Source organism: Rhodococcus sp. 15-649-2-2, from assembly GCF_002258645.1.
Lineage (GTDB): Bacteria > Actinomycetota > Actinomycetes > Mycobacteriales > Mycobacteriaceae > Rhodococcoides.
This window is the reverse complement of record NZ_NPFM01000002.1, coordinates 52706-77246: the sequence shown is the minus strand read 5'-3', so window position 1 is coordinate 77246 and position 24541 is coordinate 52706. Positions and strand designations below refer to the sequence as shown.

Here is a 24541-nt window from a genome sequence, read left to right as displayed (position 1 = left end):
AGGGGTTTGCTGTCCATATGTTTTCCAAGGTCTTGGTCGCCAACCGTGGCGAGATCGCAATTCGAGCATTCCGTGCTGCCTACGAGCTCGGAGCGGGCACCGTTGCGGTGTTCCCGTTCGAGGACCGAAATTCGGTGCACCGCACCAAAGCCGATGAGGCGTACGAGATCGGCGAGCCCGGACATCCGGTGCGCAATTATCTGTCGGTGACGAAGATCGTCGATGCTGCGGTCCGCGCCGGCGCAGATGCGATCTATCCGGGGTACGGGTTCTTGTCGGAGAACCCGGATCTGGCGGCGGCGTGCGTGGAGGCTGGAATCACCTTCGTCGGCCCGTCTGCCGATGTGTTGGAGCTGACGGGGAACAAGGCTCGTGCCATAGCAGCGGCGAAGGCCGCGGGTCTGCCCGTGCTCTCGTCCTCTGAACCGTCTTCGGACGTCGACGAGTTGATGGCGGCAGCCGAGACCATGACCTTTCCGGTGTTCGTCAAAGCGGTCGCGGGCGGTGGCGGCCGCGGCATGCGTCGGGTGGTAGAGATCGCAGGTCTGCGCGACTCGATCGAAGCTGCTGCGCGAGAGGCTGAGTCGGCGTTCGGCGATGCGACGGTATTCCTCGAGCAAGCAGTGATCGAGCCCCGGCACATCGAAGTACAGATCCTTGCAGACACCTACGGCAACGTCATCCATCTCTTCGAGCGAGACTGCTCGGTGCAGCGTCGCCACCAGAAGGTGGTCGAGATTGCACCGGCCCCCAACATCACCGAGGCGTTGCGGTCTCAGTTGTGCGAAGACGCGGTCGCCTTCGCGAAGAAGATCGGTTACTCGTGCGCTGGGACCGTGGAGTTCTTGGTCGATCGCGACGGACACCATGTGTTCATCGAGATGAATCCGCGTATTCAGGTCGAGCACACTGTCACCGAGGAGATCACCGATATCGATCTGGTGCAGTCGCAGTTGCGGATCGCGTCGGGTGAGTCGTTGGCGGATCTGGGGCTTCGACAGGAGGACATCACGATTCGTGGGGCGGCGTTGCAGTGCCGTATCACCACGGAGGATCCGGCGAACGGGTTCCGCCCCGATACCGGGCGGATCACCGCGTACCGGACGCCTGGTGGGGCCGGTGTGCGTCTGGACGGTGGCACCACCACCGGTGCGGAGGTCTCCGCCTATTTCGATTCGATGCTGGTCAAACTCACCTGCCGTGGCCGCACCTTCGATGACGCGGTCGCCCGCGCGCGGCGGGGAATCGCAGAGTTCCGCATTCGTGGCGTGGCCACGAACATCCCGTTCCTGCAGAGCGTTCTGGCAGATCCCGACTTCCGAGCCGGACACATCACGACCTCGTTCATCGAGGAGCGGCCCGGTCTGCTGACGTCGTTCGCCTCCGGTGACAGAGGCACAAAGATTCTCAGCTACCTCGCGGACATCACGGTGAACATGCCGCACGGCCGTCGCCCGACCGTGGTCTACGCGAGAGACAAACTGCCGGGACTGGACATGACGGTTCCCCCGCAGGACGGTAGTCGTCAACGTCTCCAGAAGCTGGGTCCCGAAGGCTTCGCTCGCGCACTGCGTGAGCAGAAAGCGCTTGCGGTCACCGACACGACGTTCCGAGACGCGCATCAGTCGTTGTTGGCGACGCGTGTAAGGACGACTGGTTTGATGGCGGTAGCTCCCTACGTGGCGAGAGCGACACCGGAGCTGCTCTCGATCGAAGCATGGGGCGGCGCGACATACGATGTGGCGCTGCGGTTTCTGCACGAAGATCCGTGGGAGCGGCTGGCTTCCCTTCGCGAGGCCGTGCCCAACATCTGTCTCCAGATGTTGCTGCGAGGTCGCAACACTGTGGGGTACACCCCGTATCCGCAGAAGGTGACGTCCGCGTTTGTGGCGGAGGCCGCGCAGACCGGCGTCGACATCTTCCGTATCTTCGACGCGCTCAACAACGTCGACCAGATGCGACCGGCCATCGACGCCGTGCACGAAACTGCTTCTGCCGTAGCGGAAGTGGCGCTGAGCTACACCGGTGACCTGTCGAACCCTGGAGAGGACCTCTACACCCTCGACTACTATCTGAAGCTTGCCGAGCAGATCGTCGACGCCGGCGCGCACGTGTTGGCGATCAAGGACATGGCGGGTCTGTTACGGGCACCGGCGGCGACCACTTTGGTGAGCGCGCTGCGCAAGAACTTCGACCTTCCGGTGCACGTGCACACTCACGACACACCCGGTGGGCAGCTGGCGACGTACCTCGCTGCGTGGACGGCCGGGGCGGACGCCGTCGACGGTGCGTCCTCTCCGATGGCGGGCACGACGTCTCAGCCGGCGTTGTCGGCCATCGTGGCGGCTGCGGCGAACACCGAACGCGATACCGGTTTGAGCCTGCAGAGCGTGTGCGATCTAGAGCCGTACTGGGAGGCTCTGCGAAAGGTGTACGCGCCGTTCGAGTCCGGGCTGCCCTCGCCGACGGGGCGGGTGTACCGGCACGAAATTCCTGGCGGCCAGCTGTCGAACCTACGCCAGCAAGCCATTGCGCTCGGACTCGGAGATCGATTCGAGCTGGTGGAGCGGGCCTACGCCGACGCGGATCGGCTGCTGGGTCGACTGATCAAGGTGACACCGAGTTCGAAGGTGGTCGGCGATCTCGCACTGCACCTGGTGGGTGCGCAGGTGAGCGTGGACGACTTCGCAGCGGACCCAGGAAAGTACGACATCCCCGATTCGGTGATCGGCTTTCTGCGCGGCGACCTCGGGACACCGGCCGGTGGATGGCCGGAGCCGTTCCGAGAACGGGCGCTCGCCGGACGAACCGGGGCGCGCCCTGACGCACCCCTGACACCCGACGACGAGACAGCACTCGACACAGCCGGACCGGTCCGTCGAGAAGCGTTGAACCGGTTGCTGTTCCCCGGCCCCGCCAAGGAACTGGCCGAACACCGCGAGAAGTACGGCGACACCTCGTCGTTGTCGGCAAACCAGTTCTTCTACGGTCTACGACAGGGTGACGAGCACCGGGTGAAGCTCGAAAAGGGTGTGGAGCTGCTGATCGGGCTCGAGGCCATTTCGGAGCCCGACGACGCCGGAATGCGGACGGTGATGTGCATCCTCAACGGGCAGTTGCGCCCGGTGTCGGTGCGCGACCGGTCGATTGCGGCGGATGCCCCGGCGTCGGAGAAAGCGGACCGAAACGATACGTCTCACGTGGCGGTACCGTTCGCTGGAGTCGTGACGATGGTTGCGGCGGAGGGGGATTCGGTCTCGGTGGGAGACACGTTGGCCATTATCGAGGCCATGAAGATGGAAGCCACAATCACTGCACCACGCGGCGGCCGAATCACCCGCCTCGCGATCACCGGTGTCGCGCAGGTCGAAGGTGGAGACCTCATCGCCGTCATCAGTGTCGGGGATCCGACCGATCCGTCGTAAGTGGGACAGTCCGAGACCGCGAACAGGTGCGGCCGGTAGCGCGCGCTATCGGCCGCACCTGCTTCGTGCCGTGGACTAGAGCATGCTCTCGATTGTGATGGGAAGATCGTTCACCCTGCGCCCTGTCGCGTTGTACACAGCGTTGGCAATTGCTGCGGGAACTCCCACCATCACTACTTCACCCAGGCCTTTGACACCGATCGGATCTGCAATGTCGTCGCGGGCGTCGAGATACGCAGCGTCCAGAACGGGGACGTCGGCGTTGACCGGCACGAGGTAGTCGGAAAGGTTCGCGTTGACCAGACGTCCGTCGCGGTAGTCGACTTCTGCGGACTCGAGCAGAGCCATGCCGATGCCTTGTGTCATTCCGCCGAGGGCTTGGCTGTGCGCCATCCTGGGGTTGATGATTCGGCCGGCGTCGTATACAGCGTACATTCGCCGCACCCGCACGGTTCCTAGCAGCTCGTCCACGGCCACCTCGGCAAACACGGCTCCATATGCGTGCATGGAGAATCGGGCACTTACGTCTTCGGGAGTGTAGGTCTCGGACGCTTCGATGCTCGGTTCGCCGCGGCGGCGCAGCATGTCCCGGTACGTCTCTGCTCGGCCCGGGTCGCCACGCAACTGCATCTGGCCGTCGACGATGTCGATCTCGTCCGGCCGAGCCCCGTTCAGGGGCGATGCGGGATCGAGTACGGCGGTTCTGATGATGCGATCACGCAGCATGTTTGCGGTGATTTCGATGCTCGATCCGACGCTCGCCATCCCTTGTGAACCGTACTGGGTTGCGGCCTCCGGGTAGTTGCTGTCGCCGAGGGAGAATGTGACCCTGTCGAGCGGCAAGCCCAGCGCATCGGCAGCCAGCTGAGTCATCGCGGTGTAGGTACCTGGCCCGATATCACTAGCGGCGGCGAAAATCTCGGCTGTCCCATCGGAGTTCACCCGCGCCGTCGCCGAAGACGGTGAGCGAAGGGTGTGGTAGAGCGCAGATGCGGTACCCATGCCGATGAGCTGGTCGCCGTCACGTACGGCACCGGGGGTCGCGTTGCGTCGGGACCACCCGAACGTCCGTGCGCCCTGCTGAAAGCATTCGGTAAGTCGGCGAGTCGAGAACGGAGCTCCGGTGGTCTGGTCTTCGGTGGGCTCGTTCCTCGACCGGATTTCTATCGGATCTAGTCGAAGTTGCTCCGCGACTTCGTCGATGGCGCATTCGAGCGCGAATGCGCCCGTGACGGCTCCCGGTCCTCGCATATAGGTTGACTCGCTGGTGTCGAGGGGAACGACGCTCGCGGCCGTCCGGAATGCTGGCGACGTGTACATCAGTCTCGTCCCTTCCGTGGGGAAGTCCTCGTAGCCGCCGTACCGCGATACCTCGACTTCGCTCTCGTGCACGGTGGCAAGAAATCTTCCGTCACGATCGGCACCGAGGGCAAGGCGCTGACGGCTCGTGGGGCGATAGCCGATCGCGGCGTACATCTGAGGTCGCGTCAGTGACAGCTTCACCGGACGGCGAAGCTGGCGCGCTACCTCCGCTGCGAGGAACTGATGCGGCCAGGTTTCGCCGGCGCTTCCGAATGCACCACCTACGAAGGGGGATATGACGCGAATGTTCTCGGCAGGAATCCCGAGAGCGCCGCTGTATGCGGCCCTGCTGTAGTGAATTCCTTGCACCTTGTCCCACACCGTCAGACGGTCGCCGTCCCACGACGCGATAGTCGCGGGGATCTCCATCGGGTTGTGATAATTGCGTGCAATGGAGTATTCGCGGTCGACGACGACAGGTGCGGTGCGGAGTGCTGTGTCGGCGTCTCCGCGGGAGTACGGGGCACCCATTCTGCTGGGTTCGCGGCCCATTTCTGCTGCGTCGTCGAGATTGGTGCTCTGCGGTTCCTCGTTATACCGAATGGACACCAGAGCCGCACCGTGCGTCGCGGCCTCGAAAGTATTCGCGACGACAACCGCAAGCGGTTGGCCGAAGAAGTTGACCCGCGAGATGTCGTAGGGGAGTTCGATACCAGGGAAGTTCGTGATCACATTGACCACGTCGGGATGATCTCTGGCGGCGTCGGTATCGATCGATGCGACGGTTGCCCGAGAAACCCTGCTGCACACAAGGACTGCGTGCAGATGGTCCGGTACTGGGTTGTCGGCAGCGTAAAGCGCAGCTCCGGTGACCTTGAGGCGCCCGTCGACGCGGGTGAGGGGTTGACCGGTCAGTACGCCGCTCAGTGGGGTGGTCACGACAGGGCCGCCATTCTGGAGAGCTGACGTCGGACGGTGCGTTGGAGCAATATCACCTTGAATCCGTTCTCGGACAGGGGTTGCGCGCCTTCCGCCGCAGCGTCTGCTGCGGTGGTCCACAACTCGGGGCTCGGCCTCTGGCCGACGAGTCGTTCCTCGACGCCGGTCAGGCGCCACGGGACCGTGCCGACTCCGCCGGCGGCGACCCTCGCCGACCGGACGGTACCGCCGCTGATGTCGAGCGCGACGGCAGCCGAACACAGCGCGAACTCGTAGGACGAGCGGTCACGGACCTTGAGGTACCCGGATCTTCTTGTGTCAGGGCGGACCGGGATCTCGACGGCGGTGATGAGTGCTCCGGGTGCGAGGTTGTTCTCGCGGTCGGGTGTGTCTGCGGGCAACCTGAAGAAGTCTGCGATCGGGATTGTCCGCTCTCCGTCTCGATCTCGGGTGACTATCGTGGCGTCCAGTGCGGTCAGCGCGACGGCAAGATCGGATGGGTGTGTTGCCACGCACTCCGTGCTGGTTCCTAAGATCGCCAATGTGCGGTTGCGGCCATCGATTGCTGCGCAACCGGATCCAGGCTCGCGACGATTGCAGTTGGCATTGACGTCGCGAAAGTACAGGCAACGTGGCCGCTGCAGCAGATTTCCGCCGATGGAAGCCATATTGCGTAGCTGCGCCGAGGCGCTGAGATCCAGCGCCTGGGTGAGCATCGGAAACTGCTCCTGCACTTGTTCATCGGCCGAAACCTCGGACATGCGAGTGAGGGCACCGATGCGCAAGCGGTTCGAGTCGAGGTCGACGTCGCGGTAGGGCAGCGCATTGATATCGACGACTCGGGTGGGCCGTTCGACGGTCTGACGCATCAGGTCGACGAGGGTGGTTCCTCCGGCCAGATAACGGGCACCGCCTTCGGCTGCATCCAGTGCTGCTGCTTCATCGGCAGCCGTATCGTACTGAAAAGGAAACATAATTCAAGCACCTCCCTGTTCGGCCACGCGAGAGATGGCGGTGACGATATTGGTGTACGCGCCGCACCGACAGATGTTGCCGCTCATGGATTCACGAATCTCTTCAGGTGAGCCGGCGTGACCCTCGCGGATACAGCCGATTCCCGAGAGAATCTGGCCGGAGGTGCAGAATCCGCACTGGAAGCCGTCTTCGTCGATGAATGCTTGCTGGAGTGGATGCAATTGGCCATTGGTCTCCAGACCTTCGATGGTTGTTATCTCGGATCCGTTTGCTTGAACGGCAAGAGTCAAGCAGGACAACACCCGCTGACCGTCGGACAGCACGGTGCAGGCCCCACACGCGCCTTGGTCGCAGCCCTTCTTCGTTCCCGTCAGCTCCGTGTGCTCCCGCAACATGTCCAGCAGCGACGTGCGATTATCAACGGCGAGTTCACGTTCGGCACCGTTCACCGTCAATCGCACCGGCGACGTTTCGGATGGGGTGACCGGGGCACCTGAGTCGTTCGAGCAACCGTTCAACAGAGAAACGGCCGCAATCGCGCCACCTGCAGCGATAGAGGTACCTACGAAGGTACGGCGCGTCATGGTGTGTGGAACGCTAGCTTCTTCGGGCGAATCGGTGTCGTGCTGTGGGGCCATTGCACTCTCCTAGGCACTGTACGAACGTGGGGACGCGACTGTTGGGCCCATGCTTGCAGCGAATTCGTGGATCGGACAGGCACTGGCTAGGCACGTACTGGCAGGGAACCCCTCTGCCTGCACGTTTGACGGCAAGGGCCGTCATTGCGGCGTACCGTCGAGCCAACGCCGCATCATAAGTTGATTGTTCGTACTTCGACACAGCGGCATCAGCGACTTCGCTATTTTGCATCGCACGCGGTCTCGTATACCGAGAGCCCAATCGCGCCGCGATCCGGGAAGGGCCCTTGAATGCACGAATTGCTCGATGACATCAGTAGTCTTCTGGAAACCTCTCCTGTCGCGTTGGCACGTGTCGTGGCAACGTCCGGGGCGGGACCGCGCGCTGTCGGAGCCAGCATGGTCGTGACCGCAGACGGGGAACCGTTGGGTTCATTGTCGGCAGGATGCGTCGAATCAGTTGTGATCCATACGGCTGTCGAGGTCATCAGAACCGGAACGTCCGCGCGCGAGCTGTTCGGCTACTCCGATCCCGACGCAATCGAGATCGGACTACCGTGCGGTGGCGAGATCGAGGTCTTTATCGAACGAATCGACCCCTCGCACAGACAATTGATCGATCGGTTGATCGTGGCCCGGGACCAGGAACGACAGTTCGCCCTGGTCACGGTGCTGAGTGATCAGCCGCGACGTTTCGTACTGGGCGACCCGAAGGCGTCGCTAGACAACGGTTGGGCGCGAGAATTGCCTGTGAGTGCCCTTGCTGTGTACGAGTCGGGATCGACCGGCATCGTCGAAGACGCGGGGGACTGTGCCCGAGTGTTTGTTCATACCTTCCCTCCTCCGCCGCGGATGATCCTGGCCGGTGCCAATGACTTCGTCCGAGCATTGGGTGCGTCTGCCACGCTGCTCGGGTATCGGGTGACCGTCGTCGACGCCAGACCTGTCTTCGCAACCACCGAACGTTTCCCGAACGTGCACGAGGTAGTGGTCGACTGGCCGCACCGATATCTGAAAGCCGAAGACGCTGCCGGCAGACTCGACGCTCGCACGGTCGTATGCGTGATGACACACGACAGCAAGTTCGATGTCCCGATGTTGGTGGCGGCATTGAAGCTGGACGAGCTCGCCTTCGTGGGTGCGCTCGGTTCACGTCGGACGCATTCCGAGCGACTAGGACGATTACGGGCTACAGGGCTTCCCGAGCATGTGCTCGCGCGTGTGAACTCACCCCTCGGACTGGACCTCGATGCGCGGTCCCCCGAGGAGACAGCAATCTCGATTCTGGCCCAACTGATAGCTGACCGAAGTGGCGCTTCGGGACAGCGGCTGCGGCAGTTGGACGGACCGATACATCGACAGCACGAGGGTGTCGGCGTTGACGCGCGCGTGTCAATGAATGCGGTTGTCTAGCCGGTGCAATTGCGCTTTACTCGGTGGGGTCCGCAGGCCACTTTCATTGCCGTGCGGTCTATGCTGCATCCGGTGCCGCGTCACGAACGCTGGATTCGGTCACAGAGTCTTCCTCGGGATCGCCGAGATACGACATCACGAATGCAAGCAACCCGGCTACTCCCGCGCTGCCGAATACGTAAGGGCTCATCAAGGCGAAAGTCTGAGTAACGAATTCCCCTCTGCCGAGGATCAGTCCGGCCGCCTGGCAGAGGACGATGACCAGCCCTCCGAGCAGAAAGACAACGGTGCTGAGGCGGAAAAGTGTCGATACGGCCGTGCGGAACATGAACGATGTCCTATCCATTCAGACGGGGAGAATGCCGAGCGCGATCAGCACACCGATGGCGAGAATTGGAATGCAGTAGTACTTGAGCAGCGGCACAAAGATTTTCGACGGATCGATTCTTGCTATTCCTGCGGCGATGTAGATCGGCGCGCCGGACGGTGGTGACGCTCCCTCGGTCGACGCGAAGACCAGCACCGCGGCGGCCGCAATCGGTACAGGGACGCCGGCACCGGCCAATGCTGCGACGGCCACCGGTCCGACGGTTGCGACGGTGGCCGATGCCGTCAGGGGGATCGCGATGACGACGATGATGATCCCGACCAGGATTGCCATCAGCCACTTCGGTGCGGCCAATGACTCGAGCATCGAGGTCAATTGCTCGGGTAGCCTCAGCTGGCCGAGAACAGCGGACGCGGAGAACGCCGCGACGAGCGTCGTGCCGATGATTCCGAACTGAGGTGCCGATTCGCCGAGTATCTTCCACCAGCCTTTGCCGTCTCTGGGCAGGTGTCGACGTCCGAGAAAAAGGACGAGCAGAATCATCAGCACGGGGATCCAGGTGATGATGCTTATCGCTCTCGACATCACCAAGTCGGTGTATCGACCGAGTGCGTTCGCGATCGGCCCCTGGGTGAGGAACAAGGGGATGAGCAGCGGAATGAGTAGAAGGCCCGAGGTCCACCCAGCACGAAGACTGCGTCGGGCAGGGATTCGGTCCTCGACAGCGATCGGCTGCAAGCCGTTCTTGCGTATCAGATAGAAATTGAGCACAAGTCGGTAAACGAGACACCACACGCCTGCGATGGCGAGGGGGACGATGATTTCGTCCGCGTCCATCATGCCGCTGACAGTGGCCGATCCGACCAGGATGAACATCGTGGCACTGAATGGAAACGTCAAACCCATACCTGCAGAACCGGCTACGACGGTGGCAGACAACTCTCCGCTGACGCCGGAACGTTTCATCCATGGAACCGTCACCGATCCCACTACTGCGGCCATGGATGCGCCGACGTGGGCGACCGCACCGAAAATCGCTCCGGCCAGAGTCGTGGTGTAAATCGGTCCTCCCTTCATTCGCCCGAGGAATGAGTTGAGAATATCGATGAGCCGATCGAGCACCGGTGTCTTCGCCAGAATGAAACTCATGAAGATGAACGCCAGAGCCGCAAAAGTAATTTCGGCCTGAATCGCGTCGACGAAGCCGTTCGCCATATACCTCGGCGCATCTCGGCCGGCAAATGCGCCGACTACGACGAAGCCGACGAGCATCGCCTCGCCGATATTTCGTTTGAGCACTGCATTCCACACCACGATCGTGCCAATGAATGCTACGAGCGCCCAGATGGCGATCACAACCGCGCCCCGGTTTTCGGCGACGTCGTCTGCGAAGATGTTTCGTACTCCGGTGAACAACTATTGCTTGCAGCAGGACTGAGAATTCCCAGTACCACTGTTGCGTCCTCGAGCGATTCCAATTTCTTGATCGAGTCCACGACCTCGTCCAGACTGTCGTCCGAATGCCTGACAACGGCGACCGCCGCACAGTCGATAAATTTTTCGGCCAAATCGCTCCAGGAGAGCGGCGCATCGTCGTTTCCTGGTACCCCGGTGCCGGTCTTCTCGTATCGCCGACCGTCCCGAGTGACGATCTCGACTCGTCCCGGGGGTAACTCGAGAGTCCAGTCCAGGGACGCATCACTTATCGGGACTATTTTCTGAGCGACGGCCAGGACAGATGTGTCCTTCAGAGATTCACTGCTGAAGTGCGCGATCTTCACGGTCCCATGAACTGCGCCGACCGCGACGAGAAACGGGAGGCTGAACTTCGCGTCGACCAGCGTCGTCGGAGTTCGGCGTGCTTCGAGTGGACGGCACATGAGATCGTGGTAGTCGCCGACGAATACACGAATTTCGCTGAGATCGTCCGCAGTCAGGTGGTTTTCTTTCAGTAGCTCGATGGTCGCGTGGATGTGGCTGTGGGCGGTACCGACGGCCGGCCACTTCTTGTAGAGAGTTCCGCTGCCCAGGTAATCGGTTCCCAGACCCTCTAGAATCTTCTCGCGGTCGTATACGCCGCCGAAGTATGTTTTCAGGATGCCGTATTCGCCCTCGAACAGGGTGTCGACGCCCGTGGTGCCTTTCTCGGCCAAAAGAACGGCCGTCACCGCGCCTCGGGCAGAAAAGCCCGCGTACATGCCACGAAGGTCGCTTCCGGTTCCAGCCACTACCTCCATGACACCGCTCGATTGCATGCTCGCGATACCCAGTGCATGGGCGAGCTGACTGGCGGAAAGGCCGAGTACGCGACCTGCTGCTGCGGTGGCAGCGAACACCCCCACCACCGTCGACAGGTTCCAGTCCTTACGCCAACCGACGTTGCATCGCAGCCGGGCGAACAAGTCTTGACCCGTCGCAACCGCCGCGATGAGGTCCTGGCCGGTCACTCCGCCCTTGCGCTCGGCGACTGCGAAAACGGCGGGGATGATGGAACTGGAAGCATGTTGGCCCCAGGGAGTCTGATCGTCGTAGTCGAGGCAGTGGGCCAAGGCACCGTTGGCGAACGCTGCCGCGATGGCCGGGACTCTTCCTCCGAAAGCCAGGAGGGACGCCTCTGGGGTACCACCACCCTCTCGGACCAGGTCGATAGCTGCGCGTACTGCTGGTTCGACGCCACTGGCGGCAAGGATTACCCCGAGAGTGTCCAGGATGCTTTTCTTGGCGGCGTCTATCGCCTCCGGTGCCAGTGTCTCGAACGTCGTGTTGGCAGCTGCGTACGCCAGGTGATGTACCAGGTCGTCGGTTTCGGTCGGCATATAAAACCCCTATCGCGTTTACCTCGAATGACAGCGTCCGGCTTCGGACACGCGTTGTCGCTTGGGTCACAGTTCGAGTCGATCTATTAAGGGGTTACGCAGCCTCAAATGTCCAATACGTTTTGCCAATTGAAGTTATCGATTACGCCGATGTTCGGATGTGGAAAAAATCTCGGTGATGCTCAATTCGGTACTTCGCCGGCGTACTTTTGGGCTTCGTCCATCAGCACTCGTGCCGGGGGAGTCATGTGTGTCAGTCGGCACACGGCGGCGACGTGCAGGTAGGACTCAGGGACGATGCGGCGAACTCGGGCACCAGCCTGCTCTGCCGACGCCGCCCAGGCAGAGGGAGTGACTGCGTGGCCAAAGCCGCTGAGCACCATGGGGAGAATGGACGTCCGGTGTGCGACCTCGGCGGCGATAGTGGCGGGGATCCCGCTGGCGAGAATGTCGTCCACCAGCGATCGCATCAGCGACCCCTGTTGAGAAGCTATCAACCTCAGCCCTGCCAGCTCTGACCGCTGAATCTCGGGCCGGTCGGGTAGATCCGCGTCGGGGCTCGACAGCAGCAATAGAGGCTGGCTCTTGAATGTCACCACCTGCAGGTCCGGTGCCTGAACGGCCTGGGGTGAGCCGAGAATGCCGATCTCGCTGACGCCGGTGCGAACCGCTCGGAGGACCTCCTCGGGGGTGAATGCGGCTTGGGCATTGACGGTTACGGCCGGAAACAGCCGACCGAACGCGGTGAGGATAGTGGTGAGAGGCTCGATCCCAGGTGATGGCATCGTGATCAGGTCGAGGCGTCCTCCTCGAAGTCCCTTCAGGCCATGCACGGCTGCTTCCGCGTCGTCCAGATCGCGCAATACCACTCGAGCCGGCCCCACCAAGGTTTCGCCGGCGGCGCTCAGTACGAGTCGCCGACCGATGCGATGAAACAAGGGCACCCCCAGTTCGCGCTCCAGTCCGGCGATGGCCTGAGAGAGAGTGGGTTGGGCGATGAGCAACACCTCGGACGCGCGATTGATGCTTCCTTCATCGACAATAGCCAGGAAATACTTCAGCTTTCGTGCATCCACTCGAACCTGTCTCCTTGTTGTGAGCGTCGTGAGTTCGATGCAGTCTAGCTGCGGCCGAACCCTTCCTATTGATCGAGCCTATGAGTGACATCGGAACTTGGTATTGGACGGGGGGGAGCTTGCGAGGTCTTAATTGATGGACTCAAAGCGTGATCTGTCTGACATCGGAGGTAGTAGTGGGCTCGCAGTCGACCACGTATCGGATCGCGTCGATCCCCGCCGACGGTGTCGGGGCAGAGGTGGTGGACGCGGGCAGACGGGTACTGGACGCCGTGGCCGGGCACTCCGGGGGTGCGTTCGCCTTCGAATGGGACGAGTTTCCCTGGGGTAGCGAATATTACGCGAGGACAGGAAAAATGATGGCCGACGACGGCCTCGAGATTCTGAGAGCCTACGACGCCATCTATTTCGGTGCCGTGGGGTGGGAGAACGTCCCGGACCACATCAGTCTGTGGGGTCTGCGCCTGAACATCACACAGAACTTCGATCAGTGGGCGAATGTGCGACCGGTGAAGTTTCTGCCCGGAGTGCAATCCCCGTTACGCAAAGCGGACGACACAGAACTCGACTGGGTTGTCGTCAGGGAAAACAGCGAGGGCGAGTACGCGGGCCTCGGTGGACGCAACCTCGGCGGACGCGGCCCTGGCAACGAGGTGGCACTGCAGACGTCGTTGTTCACCGACAAGGGCTGCGAGCGGATCATGCGTTTCGCGTTCGATCTGGCGCGCACTCGCACTGTCGCAAAGGTCTCCTCGGTCACCAAGTCCAACGCCCAGCAGTACGGCATGGTGCTGTGGGACGAGGTCTTCCATCGAGTTTCAGCGGACTATCCCGACGTTGCCACGGAGAGCGTTCTGGTCGATGCGATGAGCGCGAAATTCATCCTCCACCCAGAGGAACTGTCCGTTGTCGTCGCGTCGAACCTGAACGCCGACATTCTCTCCGACCTCGGATCTGCACTCGCCGGCAGCCTCGGGATCGCAGCTAGTGCCAACCTCAACCCCGAACGTCGTTATCCGAGCATGTTCGAGCCTGTCCACGGATCGGCCCCCGACATCGCAGGCAAAGGCATCAGTAACCCCATCGGCGCGATCGCCAGCGCAGCCCTGATGCTCGATCACTTCGGACGCCACGCCGAGGCCAGGCAGATCGAAGACGCCATTCGAGCAACCACAGCTGGGGGAGTCCTCACCCGCGACATCGGTGGCACGGCAGACACCAAAACCGTCACCGATGCCATCGTCAACGCGCTACGGACCGCGCTCACGCCAGTGTGACCCGGCGCATCAGACCCCGGTCGGCTCGATATGGCCCTTGTCGAGCCGACCGGTTCCAACGAAGTTCCACCCGAGCGTGCGCGTAGTTCGGGCCGAGGGCACACCGGGTGTGAAATCCTTGTACGCGAATCAGTTTCGGCTCATGGATGTAGAGCGCGCTTTGAAACACAAGAACCGTCAAGTCGGTTGACGCTCCACCGACCGATGCGGTGTCGTCGATAATTTTCGAGAGGATGCAAGTGAGTACGGATCTGCAGAATTTTGTACTTTTGGACAGTGCGCAGAGTTTCCTGGCGCGGGAGGTGCACCACCCCTTCGTCGACGGGCGCGGTGTTCCGGTTGATTCCGGTGAGACTCTGACGACCGTCAATCCGTCTACGGGTGAGGTTCTCGCCCGGATCGGTGCAGGCGGCGAGTCCGACATCGACCGGGCGGTGGTCGCGGCCCGCCGCGCCTTCCACGGTCAGTGGAGCACCTGGTCTCCCTACGAACGTCAAGCTCTATTGACACGTATCGCGCACATCATGGACGACCGTTTCGACGAACTGATCCAGATCGAAGCACTGGACATGGGTGCCCCGGTCACGAGGTTGCGCAACTCCAAGGCGGCCTTGATGAAGATGTTGTCGTTCTTCTCGACGCAAGCGGGGAACATCTCGGGTGAGACATTGATGAATGGCATCCCTGGCGACATCGCCACGATGACGTTGAAAGCTCCGGTGGGTGTCATCGGGGGGATCATCCCGTGGAACGGCCCGTTGGGCGGCCAGTTCTGGATCATCGGTGCGGTCTTGGCCAGTGGCTGTACCACCGTACTCAAGCCCTCCGAGGACGCGTCGCTGTCCGTTCTGAGAACGGCAGAGATACTGCACGAGGCCGGCGTTCCCGCCGGCGTCGTCAACGTGGTCACTGGCTTGGGCAAAGATGCGGGCAACGCGCTGGCCAGTCATCCGGACGTCGACCGGATTGCTTTCACCGGATCGACGCAGACCGGCCGCAGCATCATCAAGGCCTCGACTGTCAACATCAAGGGCTTACAGCTCGAGCTCGGTGGCAAATCCGCCGACATCGTTTGCTCCGATGCAGATTTGGACAAGGCGGTACCAGGAGCAGCCATGGGTGTGTTTGCCAACTCCGGTCAGATCTGCTTCGCCGGAACGCGTGTGTTGGTTCAGCGGTCCATCGTCGATCAATTCACCGAGCGACTCCTGAAGTACATGGACGAGATCCGGGTCGGACACAGCCTCGACGACGCGGCCACCCTGGGTCCGATCATCTCGCAGCCCCAGTTGGACAAGGTCATGGCCTACACCGACATCGGCCGTGAGGAAGGAGCCGAACTGCTCCGTGGCGGCGAGCGGTTGGGCGGCGATCTCGGCAGCGGCTACTTCATGGCACCGACCGTGTTCGGCGGTGTGTCGAACGATATGCGTATCGCCCGCGAGGAGATCTTCGGACCGGTGCTCTCGATTCTTCCCTTCGACGACGTGGACGAGGCTATTCACATTGCCAACGACAGCGACTACGGACTCGGCGGTGCAGTGTGGTCGCAAGGTCTGTCGACCGCCATGAGGGTGGTCCGTGGAGTGCACACGGGCACGATGTGGGTGAACTGCTACGGATACATCGATCCCATGGTCGGCTTCGGAGGCACCAAGTTGAGCGGATACGGAGCCAAGGGCAACGCTGCCCACATGGACAACTACCTCTACACCAAATGCGTCTACATGGAGCTGTGACGACTCGCTGACCCCGAAAAGTGGGCCCTTCTTCGATTGTGTTGCCTTACTGGGCAATCAACGGAAGGGGCCCACTTTCTTGTCTCAACCTCGCGACGTCGCCGCTCGACGGTAAGCGAGCAACCCCGCGAGAACGACTGCGGCGCACACCATGATGAACATGCCCGTCCGGTGCAGGCCGTCGTCGTCGACGACCGGACCTGCGGTGATCTGCAAGACGACCACCGCAAGATTTGCTCCGACGAAGGCGATCGTCCGGTACATCCCGATAGCGGTGCCGACATCGTCGACCGAGGTCGTCGCATTGATGAGGCTTTGATTGCCGATGTTGTGGAAGCCGTTGGGGATTCCGAGTACGGCAGCGACCAGAAGCAGAACGTAGATCGGGGCGGTGCTGGACTCGACGGTGGCAATCAGGGTGCCGCCGACGAGCATCATGACCGTGCCGGCGAGAAGGGTGCGTCGCGCGCCGAACCGGCCGTACACGCGGGCTCCGATGACCGTCGACAGGACGGTGACGCCGGCGACCGGCAGCATGGTCAGACCGGTCTCGATGGGTGTCATTCCCCGAGAAGCCTGCAGCCACTGTGGAATGCCGAAGAACACGCAGTAGAAGCACGTGTAGGTGATGAGTGCACCGCCCAGGGTCGCAGCCAGCGCACGGTTCTGGGCAAGAGCGCGCACGTCGAAGAACGGTTGGTCCGTGCGACGTTCCCACACGACGAACAGCACGAACGCGACCGAAGAGACGGGGAGTATCCACCATCGGACGGTGTCTCCGATCGACACCAGAAACACCATCAAGGACGCCACTGCGGTGACGAAGAACGCGATACCGATTCCGTCCATGGCTCCGAGAGCTTCTCGCACGGACACCGTGGACCGACCTTCGTTTCCGACGTCGACCGACAACACTGCGATCGCGCTGATGGCCACGACGGGAAGGTTCACCCACAGGATCGACTGCCAGCCGAACGTTCCGACCAGAAGCCCGCCGACGGTCGGGCCGAGCGCAGCAACGGACTGGCCGCACATCACGATGGTGGTGAGCGCAGTGCGCGTTTGCTGCCCGTGGAGTTCTCCGTATGCGCGCACCATGGTCATGGCGTTGGGCATATGCGCCGAGATCCCGATCCCGAGAACAACGTACGACGCGATCAACGTCCCGATGTTCGGTGCGAAGGCCCCGCAGACGGAACCCAGTGCCACGAAAGCCAAACCTGCCACAAACACTCGGCGCGCGCCGAGCATCGATCCCAAGCGACCCGCCATCGGCGCGCAGACGGCGGTTGTGATGTACATGGCCGAGATGACCCACGAGACGTTGGCGCTCGGGCCGAACTGAGCTGCGATTCCGACAATGGCCACAGCGATCATGGACGAGTTGAGCGGTTGAAGCACGGTTCCGGTGGCAGCCGCTCCTCGGACGCTGAAGGGAATTGATGTTCGCGTCGGCTCCGTTTCGGTACTCCGCGTCATTCGCGCACCGCCCGATCGTCGACGCTGTCGTCGACGACGGGTGCGCTCGACAGGCGACGCAGCAGGGCACCGGCAGCGAAGAGCACGTCACGTTCCACCGAACTGCAATGCGTATCGAGTGCGTTCGCCAGCCACTCGTCGCGCTTGCGGCGGTCGGCTCCGAGCTTCGCCTTGCCCTCCTGCGTGATCGAAATAATCTGCGCGCGACCGTCATCGGGGTCTTGGATGCGTGTAACCAGTCCGCGCTCTTCCAGGAGTGTGACCGTCCGAGCCACGGTCTGCGGTGTCACCCGCTCTACATTTGCCAGTTCACGGGCGCTCATTGCGCCGATGCGGTCGAGATTCCCAAGTGTCTGAAGCTGGGTGGGCGTCAGTAGGTGGCCAGCAACGTTCGCTCGAATAGCGCGGTTGAACAGCACGATGTCTTCTCGGAGTCCATCGACCCGATCGTCCACGTGACCCTCCTTATTTATAGCCAGCAATGCTTATCAACATACGCCCTTAAGGGCGTTTTCGGATGTAAGATGGCGGATAAGTAGCCAGCATCACTGGCTAATATCCGGTCGGTCGGGCGTCAGTGCGGTGTGACGCATCATGGTGGGCCGGAGCACTAGGATGAGTGGTACGCGGCGAACGACGGAAGAAATGGGTCGGACTCGAACGATGGCACGGTCTCATGCATCGAATGACCTCGATGAGGTGGCGGAAAGCCCGGACACGGCCGGCAGCCTGGAGAAGATGCTCCACATTCTGGAACTGTTCAGCGAAGCCCAGCCGATGTGGTCCACCGCCGCGATCCTCGAATACCTCGATACGTCTCGATCGACGGGGTATCGGTACATCAAGACGTTGAACGATGCCGGGTTGATCGCCGCGGTGCGTAACGGGCAATACACTCTCGGTCCCCGCATCATCGAGATGGATCGCCAGATTCGCGAGACCGATCCACTTCTATTGGCCAGCCGCGGTGTGCTGGAGGATCTTGTCGACAACATCGGTCACTCCGCGTTGTTGTGTCGACCATTCGGCGACTCGGTCCTCTGTGTCGGTGAGTACCGCGCTCCGCTCAGTCCGGCCAACCGTTTTTCTCGCGGCGAACGGCGTCCGTTGTTTCATGGAGCGGTGTCCAAAATAATCCTGGCGTACCTTCCACATCACCGTCTGAAGGCGTTGTACCCGCGTCAACGTGAGCAGATCCAGCAGGCGGGTCTGGGAGATTCGTGGAGCGCTTTCCGTACGACTTTGGGAGCATTCAAGAAAGACGGTTTCGTCGTCACGGTGGGGGAGTTCAACCCTGGCGTCTGCGGAGTCGCGGCACCTGTTCTCACCGGACAGAAGACGGCACTGGGAAGTGTTGGGGTGGCGTGGGATGTGAACGAGCGGCGCGATGTCGACGTGCAGCGGGCAGTGACGGCCGTGAAGCTCGCAGCGTCGAAGATTTCGGACGGAGTGGCCGACATCCAACGTCGCGCCGACGCTGCCGACGGGGCGGGACCGGTCTCGAGTTCCTTGTGATCGAATCTCCCAAGCAGACAAGGCAAATCGCCGCCAGACGAGGTGCTCTCACACTGTCTGACGGCGATTTGCCGGTACCGGAAGGTCGGTCAGAGACCGACGGTCTGACCTCCGTCGATCACCATTGCATGACCTGTCGCGAAACTTCCGAGGTCTGACGAGAGCCACAGAACCGCAGACGCGATCTCGGCGGCGGTTCCCATGCGTCCGACGGGTTCCTGGCCGATCACACGAGCCCTGCCTTCCGGAGTGCCGCCCGAAAACCTGTCCATCATGGGCGTCTCGATGATTCCGGGACAGACCGCATTGACTCGAATGCCCTGGTCGGCGTAGTCGAGCGCGGCAGACTTGGTCAGTCCGATCAATCCGTGCTTCGCAGCGACGTATGCCGCCTGCCCTCGAATCCCGATGACACCTGCTCCCGACGACGTGTTGACGATGGATCCGCCACCGTTTTCGAGCATCGCGGGAATCTGGTACTTCATGCAGAGGAAAGCGCTTCGCAGATCGATGTCGATCAGCCGTGTCCACTCGTCTTCCTCGATGTCGACCAGTGGTGCGGCCGGCTGTTCGATGCCGGCATTGTTGAACGCGATGTCGAGCCGACCGAATTCCTCGACGGTCCGCTCGATTGCGTTACGAATGTCGCTGGAGGACGAAACGTCGCAGCGTATCGCTACCGCTCGACCGCCGTGTTCGGCTGCGAGCCTGGCGCTTTCGTCGTTTCCGACGGCATCTATGTCAGCCAGAACCACGTCCGCACCTTCGCTCGCGAAGGCCAAGGCGGTTGCGCGTCCGATTCCGCTGCCGGCTCCGGTCACGAATACAGCTTTTCCGGCGAATCTGCGTTCAGTCATTTTCGGGTAATCGCATTCTGCTAGGTGAGTGAGAGAGGTCTGCTCTGCGTCCGGTTACGAACCGGCTGCCGACGCGGTGCCGCGAGCTCGCATCTCGATTTCCACTTCTTCGAGGGTTCGGCCTTTGGTCTCGGGGATGAACCGAAACGCGAACAGTGCGGCAAGAACGTTCAGCACCATGAATCCGCCGAACACCACCACGGACCCGAACCGCTCCGCGAGGATCGGGAAAAGGAACGAAATGAGTGAGTTCGCAATCCAGAGCCCGCCGAGCGAGGCACCCATAGCAAACCCACGGATAGGCAGGGGGAATAGTTCCGACAGCACCAGGAAGCCCGTCGTTCCGAGGAATGTCACCATGAAACCCGTGACCGAGAGCATGAACAGCAGAATCAGGTACGAACGGACGGTGGACTCGGGCATCATGTACGTGACCAGGAGCCCGAAGTGTGACACCGCGACACCGATGAAGCCGAACATCATCATCTTGCGTCGTCCCATGAGGCCGAGGATCCACATTCCGATGATCGTGAAGATGATCATCGCAATACCTACCGTGACGGATGCGAGTAGAGCGGCGGATCTGGTCAGGCCGGACGTTTCCAGGACTGTCGGTGCGTAATACATGACCACATTGATTCCTGTGGTCTGCTGAGCGACCGCCAGAATGATGCCGACCATGATCAAGCGCTTCATCCACGGTTCGTTGCGAAGCACGGCGAGGACGGATACTTTTCCCTTGATCTGATCGTCTTCGACGATCGAAGAAATCTGCTCGTACTCGGCTTCGACCCGTTCCGCCACATGGGCACGTCGGAGCACGTTTTTCGCTTCGTCCCACCTCTGCTTGCTCGCGTACCAACGCGGGGTGTCGGGTAACGCGAGCATGCCGAAGAACAAGGCGACGGCAGGGATCGCAGCGATGCCGATCATGTAGCGCCACACCACCGAGCTGTCGACAAGGTTTGCCAGCAGCGCGTTGAGTACGAAGGCAAGGAACAGTCCGACGGTGATCATCAACTGATTCATCGTGACGATGCGGCCCCGCTGCGACGCCGGTGCCATCTCGGCGAGATAAAGCGGCACGACGACGGATGCGACTCCGACCGCGTAACCCAAGGCAATTCGTCCTGCGACCAGAATTGCGACTGTCGGAGCGAGAGCACAGACGATGGTGCTGACAATGAATATGAAGCCAGCGATGACCAATGACTTTCTGCGTCCCAAGCGATCCGCGATCGGGCCACCCAGGAGTGCACCTGCTGTCGCGCCGGGGAACAGTAGCGAGGTGACCACCAACCCTTCGCTGACGGCGGTGAGATTGAAGTCGTCGCGCAGATACACGAGTGCACCCGCGATCACGCCGGTGTCGAGCCCGAAGAGCAACCCGCCGATACTGGCGATCAGCGTCAGACGGAACAGAAACGTTCTGGGGTCTTCGCGACTACCTTGGTCGGTCGAGACCCGCGTGGAGTCCAACTTGTCGGACACAGAAATTCTCCTTCGTGATGAACGGGCTGTGCCGCGGAAGTTCGCATGTCTCGGTCGATGTCCGGTCTTGCGGTCGGTCTTCGGCAACAGTGTGGGTGCATCCGTGGTTGGCACGGCAGCGGCAGGTTCTATGGTGTGGAAGGCGCGGCGTGGGCCACGGGGCGGGCGGTAGTGGCCGCGCTGCCTGGTGGTCTACGCATCGATGGAGTGCCGCATCGTGCAGTTGCTGCCCGAAGTGACCGCACTCACATAATTGAAGATATCCTGCCATATGGGAAATAGTCAACAGTTCGGTAAGAACTGTCGCGCGCCGTCGCCGTGCGTCTCGTGAAGGAGCAGGATCCAGGGTGTAGGACATCGGCCCAGGATGCGACTGCTTCGGTAATGTTGACGGACAACAGATTCCGGTTCAGCGGCCGATGCGGCAAGGGAACCGGAATCTTCGGTCGGCGGGAGTCAGCGAGTCGCGCTGATGTGCACTGCGGAGACCACGCAGAATTCGTTGGTCCGGTTTCGCCACGCGTGCTTGGTTCCACGCTGAATGATGGTGTCGCCCGGCCGCATGATCGTCTCGCCGGTGTCGAGTAAGACACATGCCTCACCCGAGATGACGGTGACGATGTCGATGGTGTCCGTCGTGTGCATACCCGGGGGATCTGTCGAGTCGATCGCATCTCCTGCGCCCGATTCCGCCAGGATTCGCGCGTAGCCGCCTTCGTAGTCCCACTCGTTGTCTGGGGCGAAAGCGGTGATGACGTAGTTGTATCCGGCCGGCGGGGGCGGAATCACGGCGGCACTTGGAGGGCCGTTCGGAGCCGTGACCGGAGTCGGAACCTCGGTTCCCTGCCATAGGTGGTTCCGGGTGTAGCCGTCGGCTACCAGTCGGTCGGTCGTAGGACCATCACTCGTGATAGTTGACAGGCCTTCGTCGTCAAGGCCTGTGACGATCAGGCGAGACTGAAACTCGCGGTGCTCTCCGGTCATCAGTGACCCTTCCTTGCGTTGTCGAATGTCGCCGACTCGCGCAGCAGTGCTTCGTCTACAGGTGCATTGTCCACATAGATTCTCTGGTCCACGAACTTCCCGTCGACAATGGTGATCCTCGAGGCGGCCTTGATCTCGACGACCTCGCCGCCGCGCAGGGTCCAACGACCGAGAGACTCGAAGAAGACGACACCGCCGTCCTCTTCCCAAGCGTTGACGAGATCGTGTGCGAGTGATTCGACCCTGTCCAGCGCGGCGCTGAAGGCCGAGACGACGTTCTCCCGCCCGACAATCTCTGGGCTGTTCCCGAACGTCAGAGTCATGTTCTCTGCGTAGTACTTTGCGAATTGTCGAGGATCGTTTTTCTGCATGGCCGTGTAGTACTCGGTGAGCAGAACGATCGTGTCGGATGTTGCGCGCATGGGTGCGATCTCCGTAATTGACAGTGGTAGGTGACGTCCAACGGTTCAAGCCGGGTCGCGGTAGAGGCCAGAAGCACGAGCTCGTTGAGTGACCAGTTCGATCACGAAAGACAACGTCGGTGTCGGTACGTGAGCCAGTGCGGCCAGCTCGAGAGGGACTCGAAACAGGGCGTCGATCTCCATGGGTCGGCCGGCCTGCAGATCCTGGACAACGCTCTGAAGATGAGTCGACGCCGATTGCTTTCGTAGAACGTCCTCCGCATCGGCCGGTTCGCATCCCAGCGCTCGGGCGATGGCGCTGTTTTCCGTCGCCATCGTCAACGCGGTCGCGGCGATAGAGGGTTTGTCGAGGACATCCTTCATCACGGAGCTACTCAGTACGCCTAGCGCGCCACCGACCAGATTCATCGACAGTTTGGCCCAGACGGCGTCGCGGATCGTCGATGTAGTGGTCGCTTCGAGACCGCTCGAGTCGAAGAGCGACGCAATGGCATTCACGCGACTGTCGACTCGACCATCGGGCCTGCCGAGTATCAGCCTGTTGCGTGGATTGACCGCAGCGATTTCGCCTGGTGCAACGACGGTTCCCGCCGTGTACGCCACGGCACCCACTGTGCGATCGGGACCGATGAGCGAGAACAGGGAGCCATCGGGATCCAGTCGTCGTAGGTCGGTGCCGTCCAGAGGTCCACCGTGGGAGTGGAAGTACCACCAGGGAATTCCGTTGGAGACGAACACGACGAGGCTGTCGTCGTGCAGCAGCGACGCGATGTCTGCGGCGATCGACGGAAGCGTAGGGGCTTTGACCGTGACGAACACGATGTCCTGTGGCTCGAGATCGCCCGGGCGCTCGGTGGCGAACGGATGCGAGTGCAGTTCACCGTCGTGAGTTTGCACCCGAAGGCCGTGTTCGCGCACCGCTGCGAGATGGGGGCCTCGCGCGATAACCGAGACCTCGGGTCCGCCCTGGCCTGTGGCAAGACGGCCCGCGAGGTGTCCCCCGACGGCTCCGGCTCCGTAAATGCATACTTTCATGGGCATGTAGCTGCTTTCTCGCGTCAGGAGAACTGCTGACGCTTCTGTGCGGCGGCACCGGCGAGGAACGAAATGTCGTTGCCGGTCGAGACATAGCCGGCACCCATTTCCAAGTACTGACGAATCAGGTCCGGACGACCGCCCATACCACCGATTCCCACAGTCTTTCCGCCGGCCTTGCATGCAGCGATGACGCGCAGGTACGCCTGGTGAATCTTCGGATGATCCACCTGCCCAGCGACACCCAGTTCGACGCTCAGATCGTTGGCGCCAACGAGCACCACATCGACTCCCTCGACGGCCGCGATGTCCTCGGCCGCGTCGAGACCCGCCTGAGATTCGATCATGACGATGACCATCGACGCCTGGTCCAACTCGCGCACGACTTGTTCAGCGGGAAATGTTCGATAATGCAGTTGGGGGGCTGCCCCGGCAAGTGAGCGCTCACCGAGCGGCGCGTGCTTGACGGCTCGAACAGCGGCCCGCGCCTCGTCGGCAGACGCAACACCCGGAACGACGATTCCCATTGCGCCGGAGTCCATCACGCGTGCGATGAGCGCCGGATCGAGGTCGGGAACGCGGACCAGAGGGGTGACACCGAGATGATTGCACGCCATACATATCTGGCCTGCATCCTGAAGTGAGAAGCTGCTGTGTTCGAGGTCGATGTAGACGGTGTCGAAACCCGCGGTGTACGCGATCGACGCGATATCGATTGTCCGGACGAGGCGTACGGTCATCGAGTAGACGGGTTCGCCTCTGGAGAGCTTCTCTTTGGCGAAATTGTGCAGTAGAACTGGGGTTTCGTCGCTCATGTGATGTGGTCTCCT

20 protein-coding genes are annotated in these 24541 nt (G+C 61.6%); 5 read left to right on the top strand and 15 right to left on the bottom strand.

Features of this window, described 5'->3' with window-relative positions; all coding sequences use genetic code 11:
- Positions 1-17 precede the first annotated feature (17 nt).
- Positions 18-3425 (top strand): pyruvate carboxylase, encoded by a 3408-nt coding sequence (locus CH305_RS01120; RefSeq protein ID WP_094702161.1) that lies wholly within the window; start codon positions 18-20, stop codon positions 3423-3425.
- A 75-nt stretch (positions 3426-3500) separates the two neighbouring features.
- On the opposite strand, the gene CH305_RS01115 is transcribed toward CH305_RS01120, so the two are convergent.
- From CH305_RS01115 to CH305_RS01105, 3 genes are read right to left on the bottom strand one after another with little or no spacing between them, the layout of a single operon-like run.
- A complete protein-coding gene (locus tag CH305_RS01115) occupies positions 3501-5666 on the bottom strand; it encodes a xanthine dehydrogenase family protein molybdopterin-binding subunit (RefSeq protein ID WP_094702159.1) in 2166 nt (721 codons plus the stop codon).
- Positions 5663-6640, bottom strand: coding sequence for a xanthine dehydrogenase family protein subunit M (locus CH305_RS01110; RefSeq protein ID WP_094702157.1), 978 nt, complete (start codon positions 6638-6640; stop codon positions 5663-5665). Before CH305_RS01110 ends, CH305_RS01115 begins: the two co-directional genes overlap by 4 nt.
- Positions 6641-6643: 3 nt before the next feature.
- Positions 6644-7225: a (2Fe-2S)-binding protein gene (locus CH305_RS01105; protein WP_094639647.1), complete on the bottom strand. Its 582-nt coding sequence runs from the start codon at positions 7223-7225 to the stop codon at positions 6644-6646.
- A gap of 345 nt (positions 7226-7570) precedes the next feature.
- On the opposite strand from CH305_RS01105, the gene CH305_RS01100 reads away from it, so the two are divergent.
- Positions 7571-8692: an XdhC family protein gene (locus CH305_RS01100; protein WP_094639648.1), complete on the top strand. Its 1122-nt coding sequence runs from the start codon at positions 7571-7573 to the stop codon at positions 8690-8692.
- A gap of 58 nt (positions 8693-8750) precedes the next feature.
- Here the strand turns inward: CH305_RS01100 and CH305_RS01095 are convergent, their stop codons facing one another.
- The 4 genes from CH305_RS01095 to CH305_RS01080 all read right to left on the bottom strand — a co-directional run bounded on the left by CH305_RS01095 (position 8751) and on the right by CH305_RS01080 (position 12912).
- Positions 8751-9020: a hypothetical protein gene (locus CH305_RS01095; protein ID WP_141215359.1), complete on the bottom strand. Its 270-nt coding sequence runs from the start codon at positions 9018-9020 to the stop codon at positions 8751-8753.
- 18 nt (positions 9021-9038) lie between these two features.
- Positions 9039-10376, bottom strand: coding sequence for a TRAP transporter large permease subunit (locus tag CH305_RS01090; RefSeq protein WP_094702155.1), 1338 nt, complete (start codon positions 10374-10376; stop codon positions 9039-9041).
- The gene (locus CH305_RS01085; protein ID WP_094702153.1) at positions 10373-11836 is read right to left on the bottom strand and encodes an MmgE/PrpD family protein; all 1464 of its coding nucleotides are present in this window, start codon (positions 11834-11836) and stop codon (positions 10373-10375) included. The genes CH305_RS01090 and CH305_RS01085 overlap by 4 nt, the downstream gene beginning before the upstream one ends.
- A gap of 182 nt (positions 11837-12018) precedes the next feature.
- The gene (locus CH305_RS01080) at positions 12019-12912 is read right to left on the bottom strand and encodes a LysR family transcriptional regulator (protein WP_094639652.1); all 894 of its coding nucleotides are present in this window, start codon (positions 12910-12912) and stop codon (positions 12019-12021) included.
- Positions 12913-13070: 158 nt separating this feature from the next.
- On the opposite strand from CH305_RS01080, the gene CH305_RS01075 reads away from it, so the two are divergent.
- The gene (locus CH305_RS01075; protein ID WP_373453932.1) at positions 13071-14189 is read left to right on the top strand and encodes a tartrate dehydrogenase; all 1119 of its coding nucleotides are present in this window, start codon (positions 13071-13073) and stop codon (positions 14187-14189) included.
- A gap of 239 nt (positions 14190-14428) precedes the next feature.
- Positions 14429-15928, top strand: a complete 1500-nt coding sequence (locus CH305_RS01070) for an aldehyde dehydrogenase (RefSeq protein WP_094702370.1) — start codon at positions 14429-14431, stop codon at positions 15926-15928.
- 84 nt (positions 15929-16012) lie between these two features.
- Here CH305_RS01070 and CH305_RS01065 read toward each other — a convergent pair whose 3' ends face one another.
- Together CH305_RS01065 and CH305_RS01060 are read right to left on the bottom strand one after the other, a co-directional pair.
- The gene (locus CH305_RS01065; protein ID WP_094657880.1) at positions 16013-17407 is read right to left on the bottom strand and encodes an MFS transporter; all 1395 of its coding nucleotides are present in this window, start codon (positions 17405-17407) and stop codon (positions 16013-16015) included.
- Positions 17404-17862, bottom strand: a complete 459-nt coding sequence (locus CH305_RS01060; RefSeq protein ID WP_094657879.1) for a MarR family winged helix-turn-helix transcriptional regulator — start codon at positions 17860-17862, stop codon at positions 17404-17406. The genes CH305_RS01065 and CH305_RS01060 overlap by 4 nt, the downstream gene beginning before the upstream one ends.
- A 208-nt stretch (positions 17863-18070) precedes the next feature.
- Here CH305_RS01060 and CH305_RS01055 point away from each other — a divergent pair, with 208 nt between their 5' ends.
- Positions 18071-18922: an IclR family transcriptional regulator gene (locus tag CH305_RS01055; protein ID WP_179275752.1), complete on the top strand. Its 852-nt coding sequence runs from the start codon at positions 18071-18073 to the stop codon at positions 18920-18922.
- A gap of 89 nt (positions 18923-19011) precedes the next feature.
- On the opposite strand, the gene CH305_RS01050 is transcribed toward CH305_RS01055, so the two are convergent.
- The 6 genes from CH305_RS01050 to CH305_RS01025 form a co-directional block, all read right to left on the bottom strand.
- Positions 19012-19779: a glucose 1-dehydrogenase gene (locus CH305_RS01050; RefSeq protein ID WP_094702151.1), complete on the bottom strand. Its 768-nt coding sequence runs from the start codon at positions 19777-19779 to the stop codon at positions 19012-19014.
- Positions 19780-19833: 54 nt separating this feature from the next.
- On the bottom strand, positions 19834-21270 hold the full coding sequence (locus CH305_RS01045; protein ID WP_230596198.1) for a sugar porter family MFS transporter: 1437 nt from the start codon (positions 21268-21270) through the stop codon (positions 19834-19836).
- A 456-nt stretch (positions 21271-21726) separates the two neighbouring features.
- The gene (locus tag CH305_RS28860; RefSeq protein WP_141216753.1) at positions 21727-22059 is read right to left on the bottom strand and encodes a cupin domain-containing protein; all 333 of its coding nucleotides are present in this window, start codon (positions 22057-22059) and stop codon (positions 21727-21729) included.
- A gap of 194 nt (positions 22060-22253) precedes the next feature.
- The gene (locus CH305_RS01035; RefSeq protein WP_094657877.1) at positions 22254-22676 is read right to left on the bottom strand and encodes a nuclear transport factor 2 family protein; all 423 of its coding nucleotides are present in this window, start codon (positions 22674-22676) and stop codon (positions 22254-22256) included.
- Between the two features lie 45 nt (positions 22677-22721).
- Entirely contained in the window at positions 22722-23711 is a 990-nt protein-coding gene (locus tag CH305_RS01030) for a ketopantoate reductase family protein (RefSeq protein ID WP_179278140.1), read from the bottom strand.
- A 23-nt stretch (positions 23712-23734) separates the two neighbouring features.
- Complete coding sequence (locus CH305_RS01025; RefSeq protein ID WP_094639658.1) at positions 23735-24526, bottom strand: HpcH/HpaI aldolase/citrate lyase family protein; 792 nt, start codon at positions 24524-24526, stop codon at positions 23735-23737.
- Positions 24527-24541: the final 15 nt, after the last annotated feature.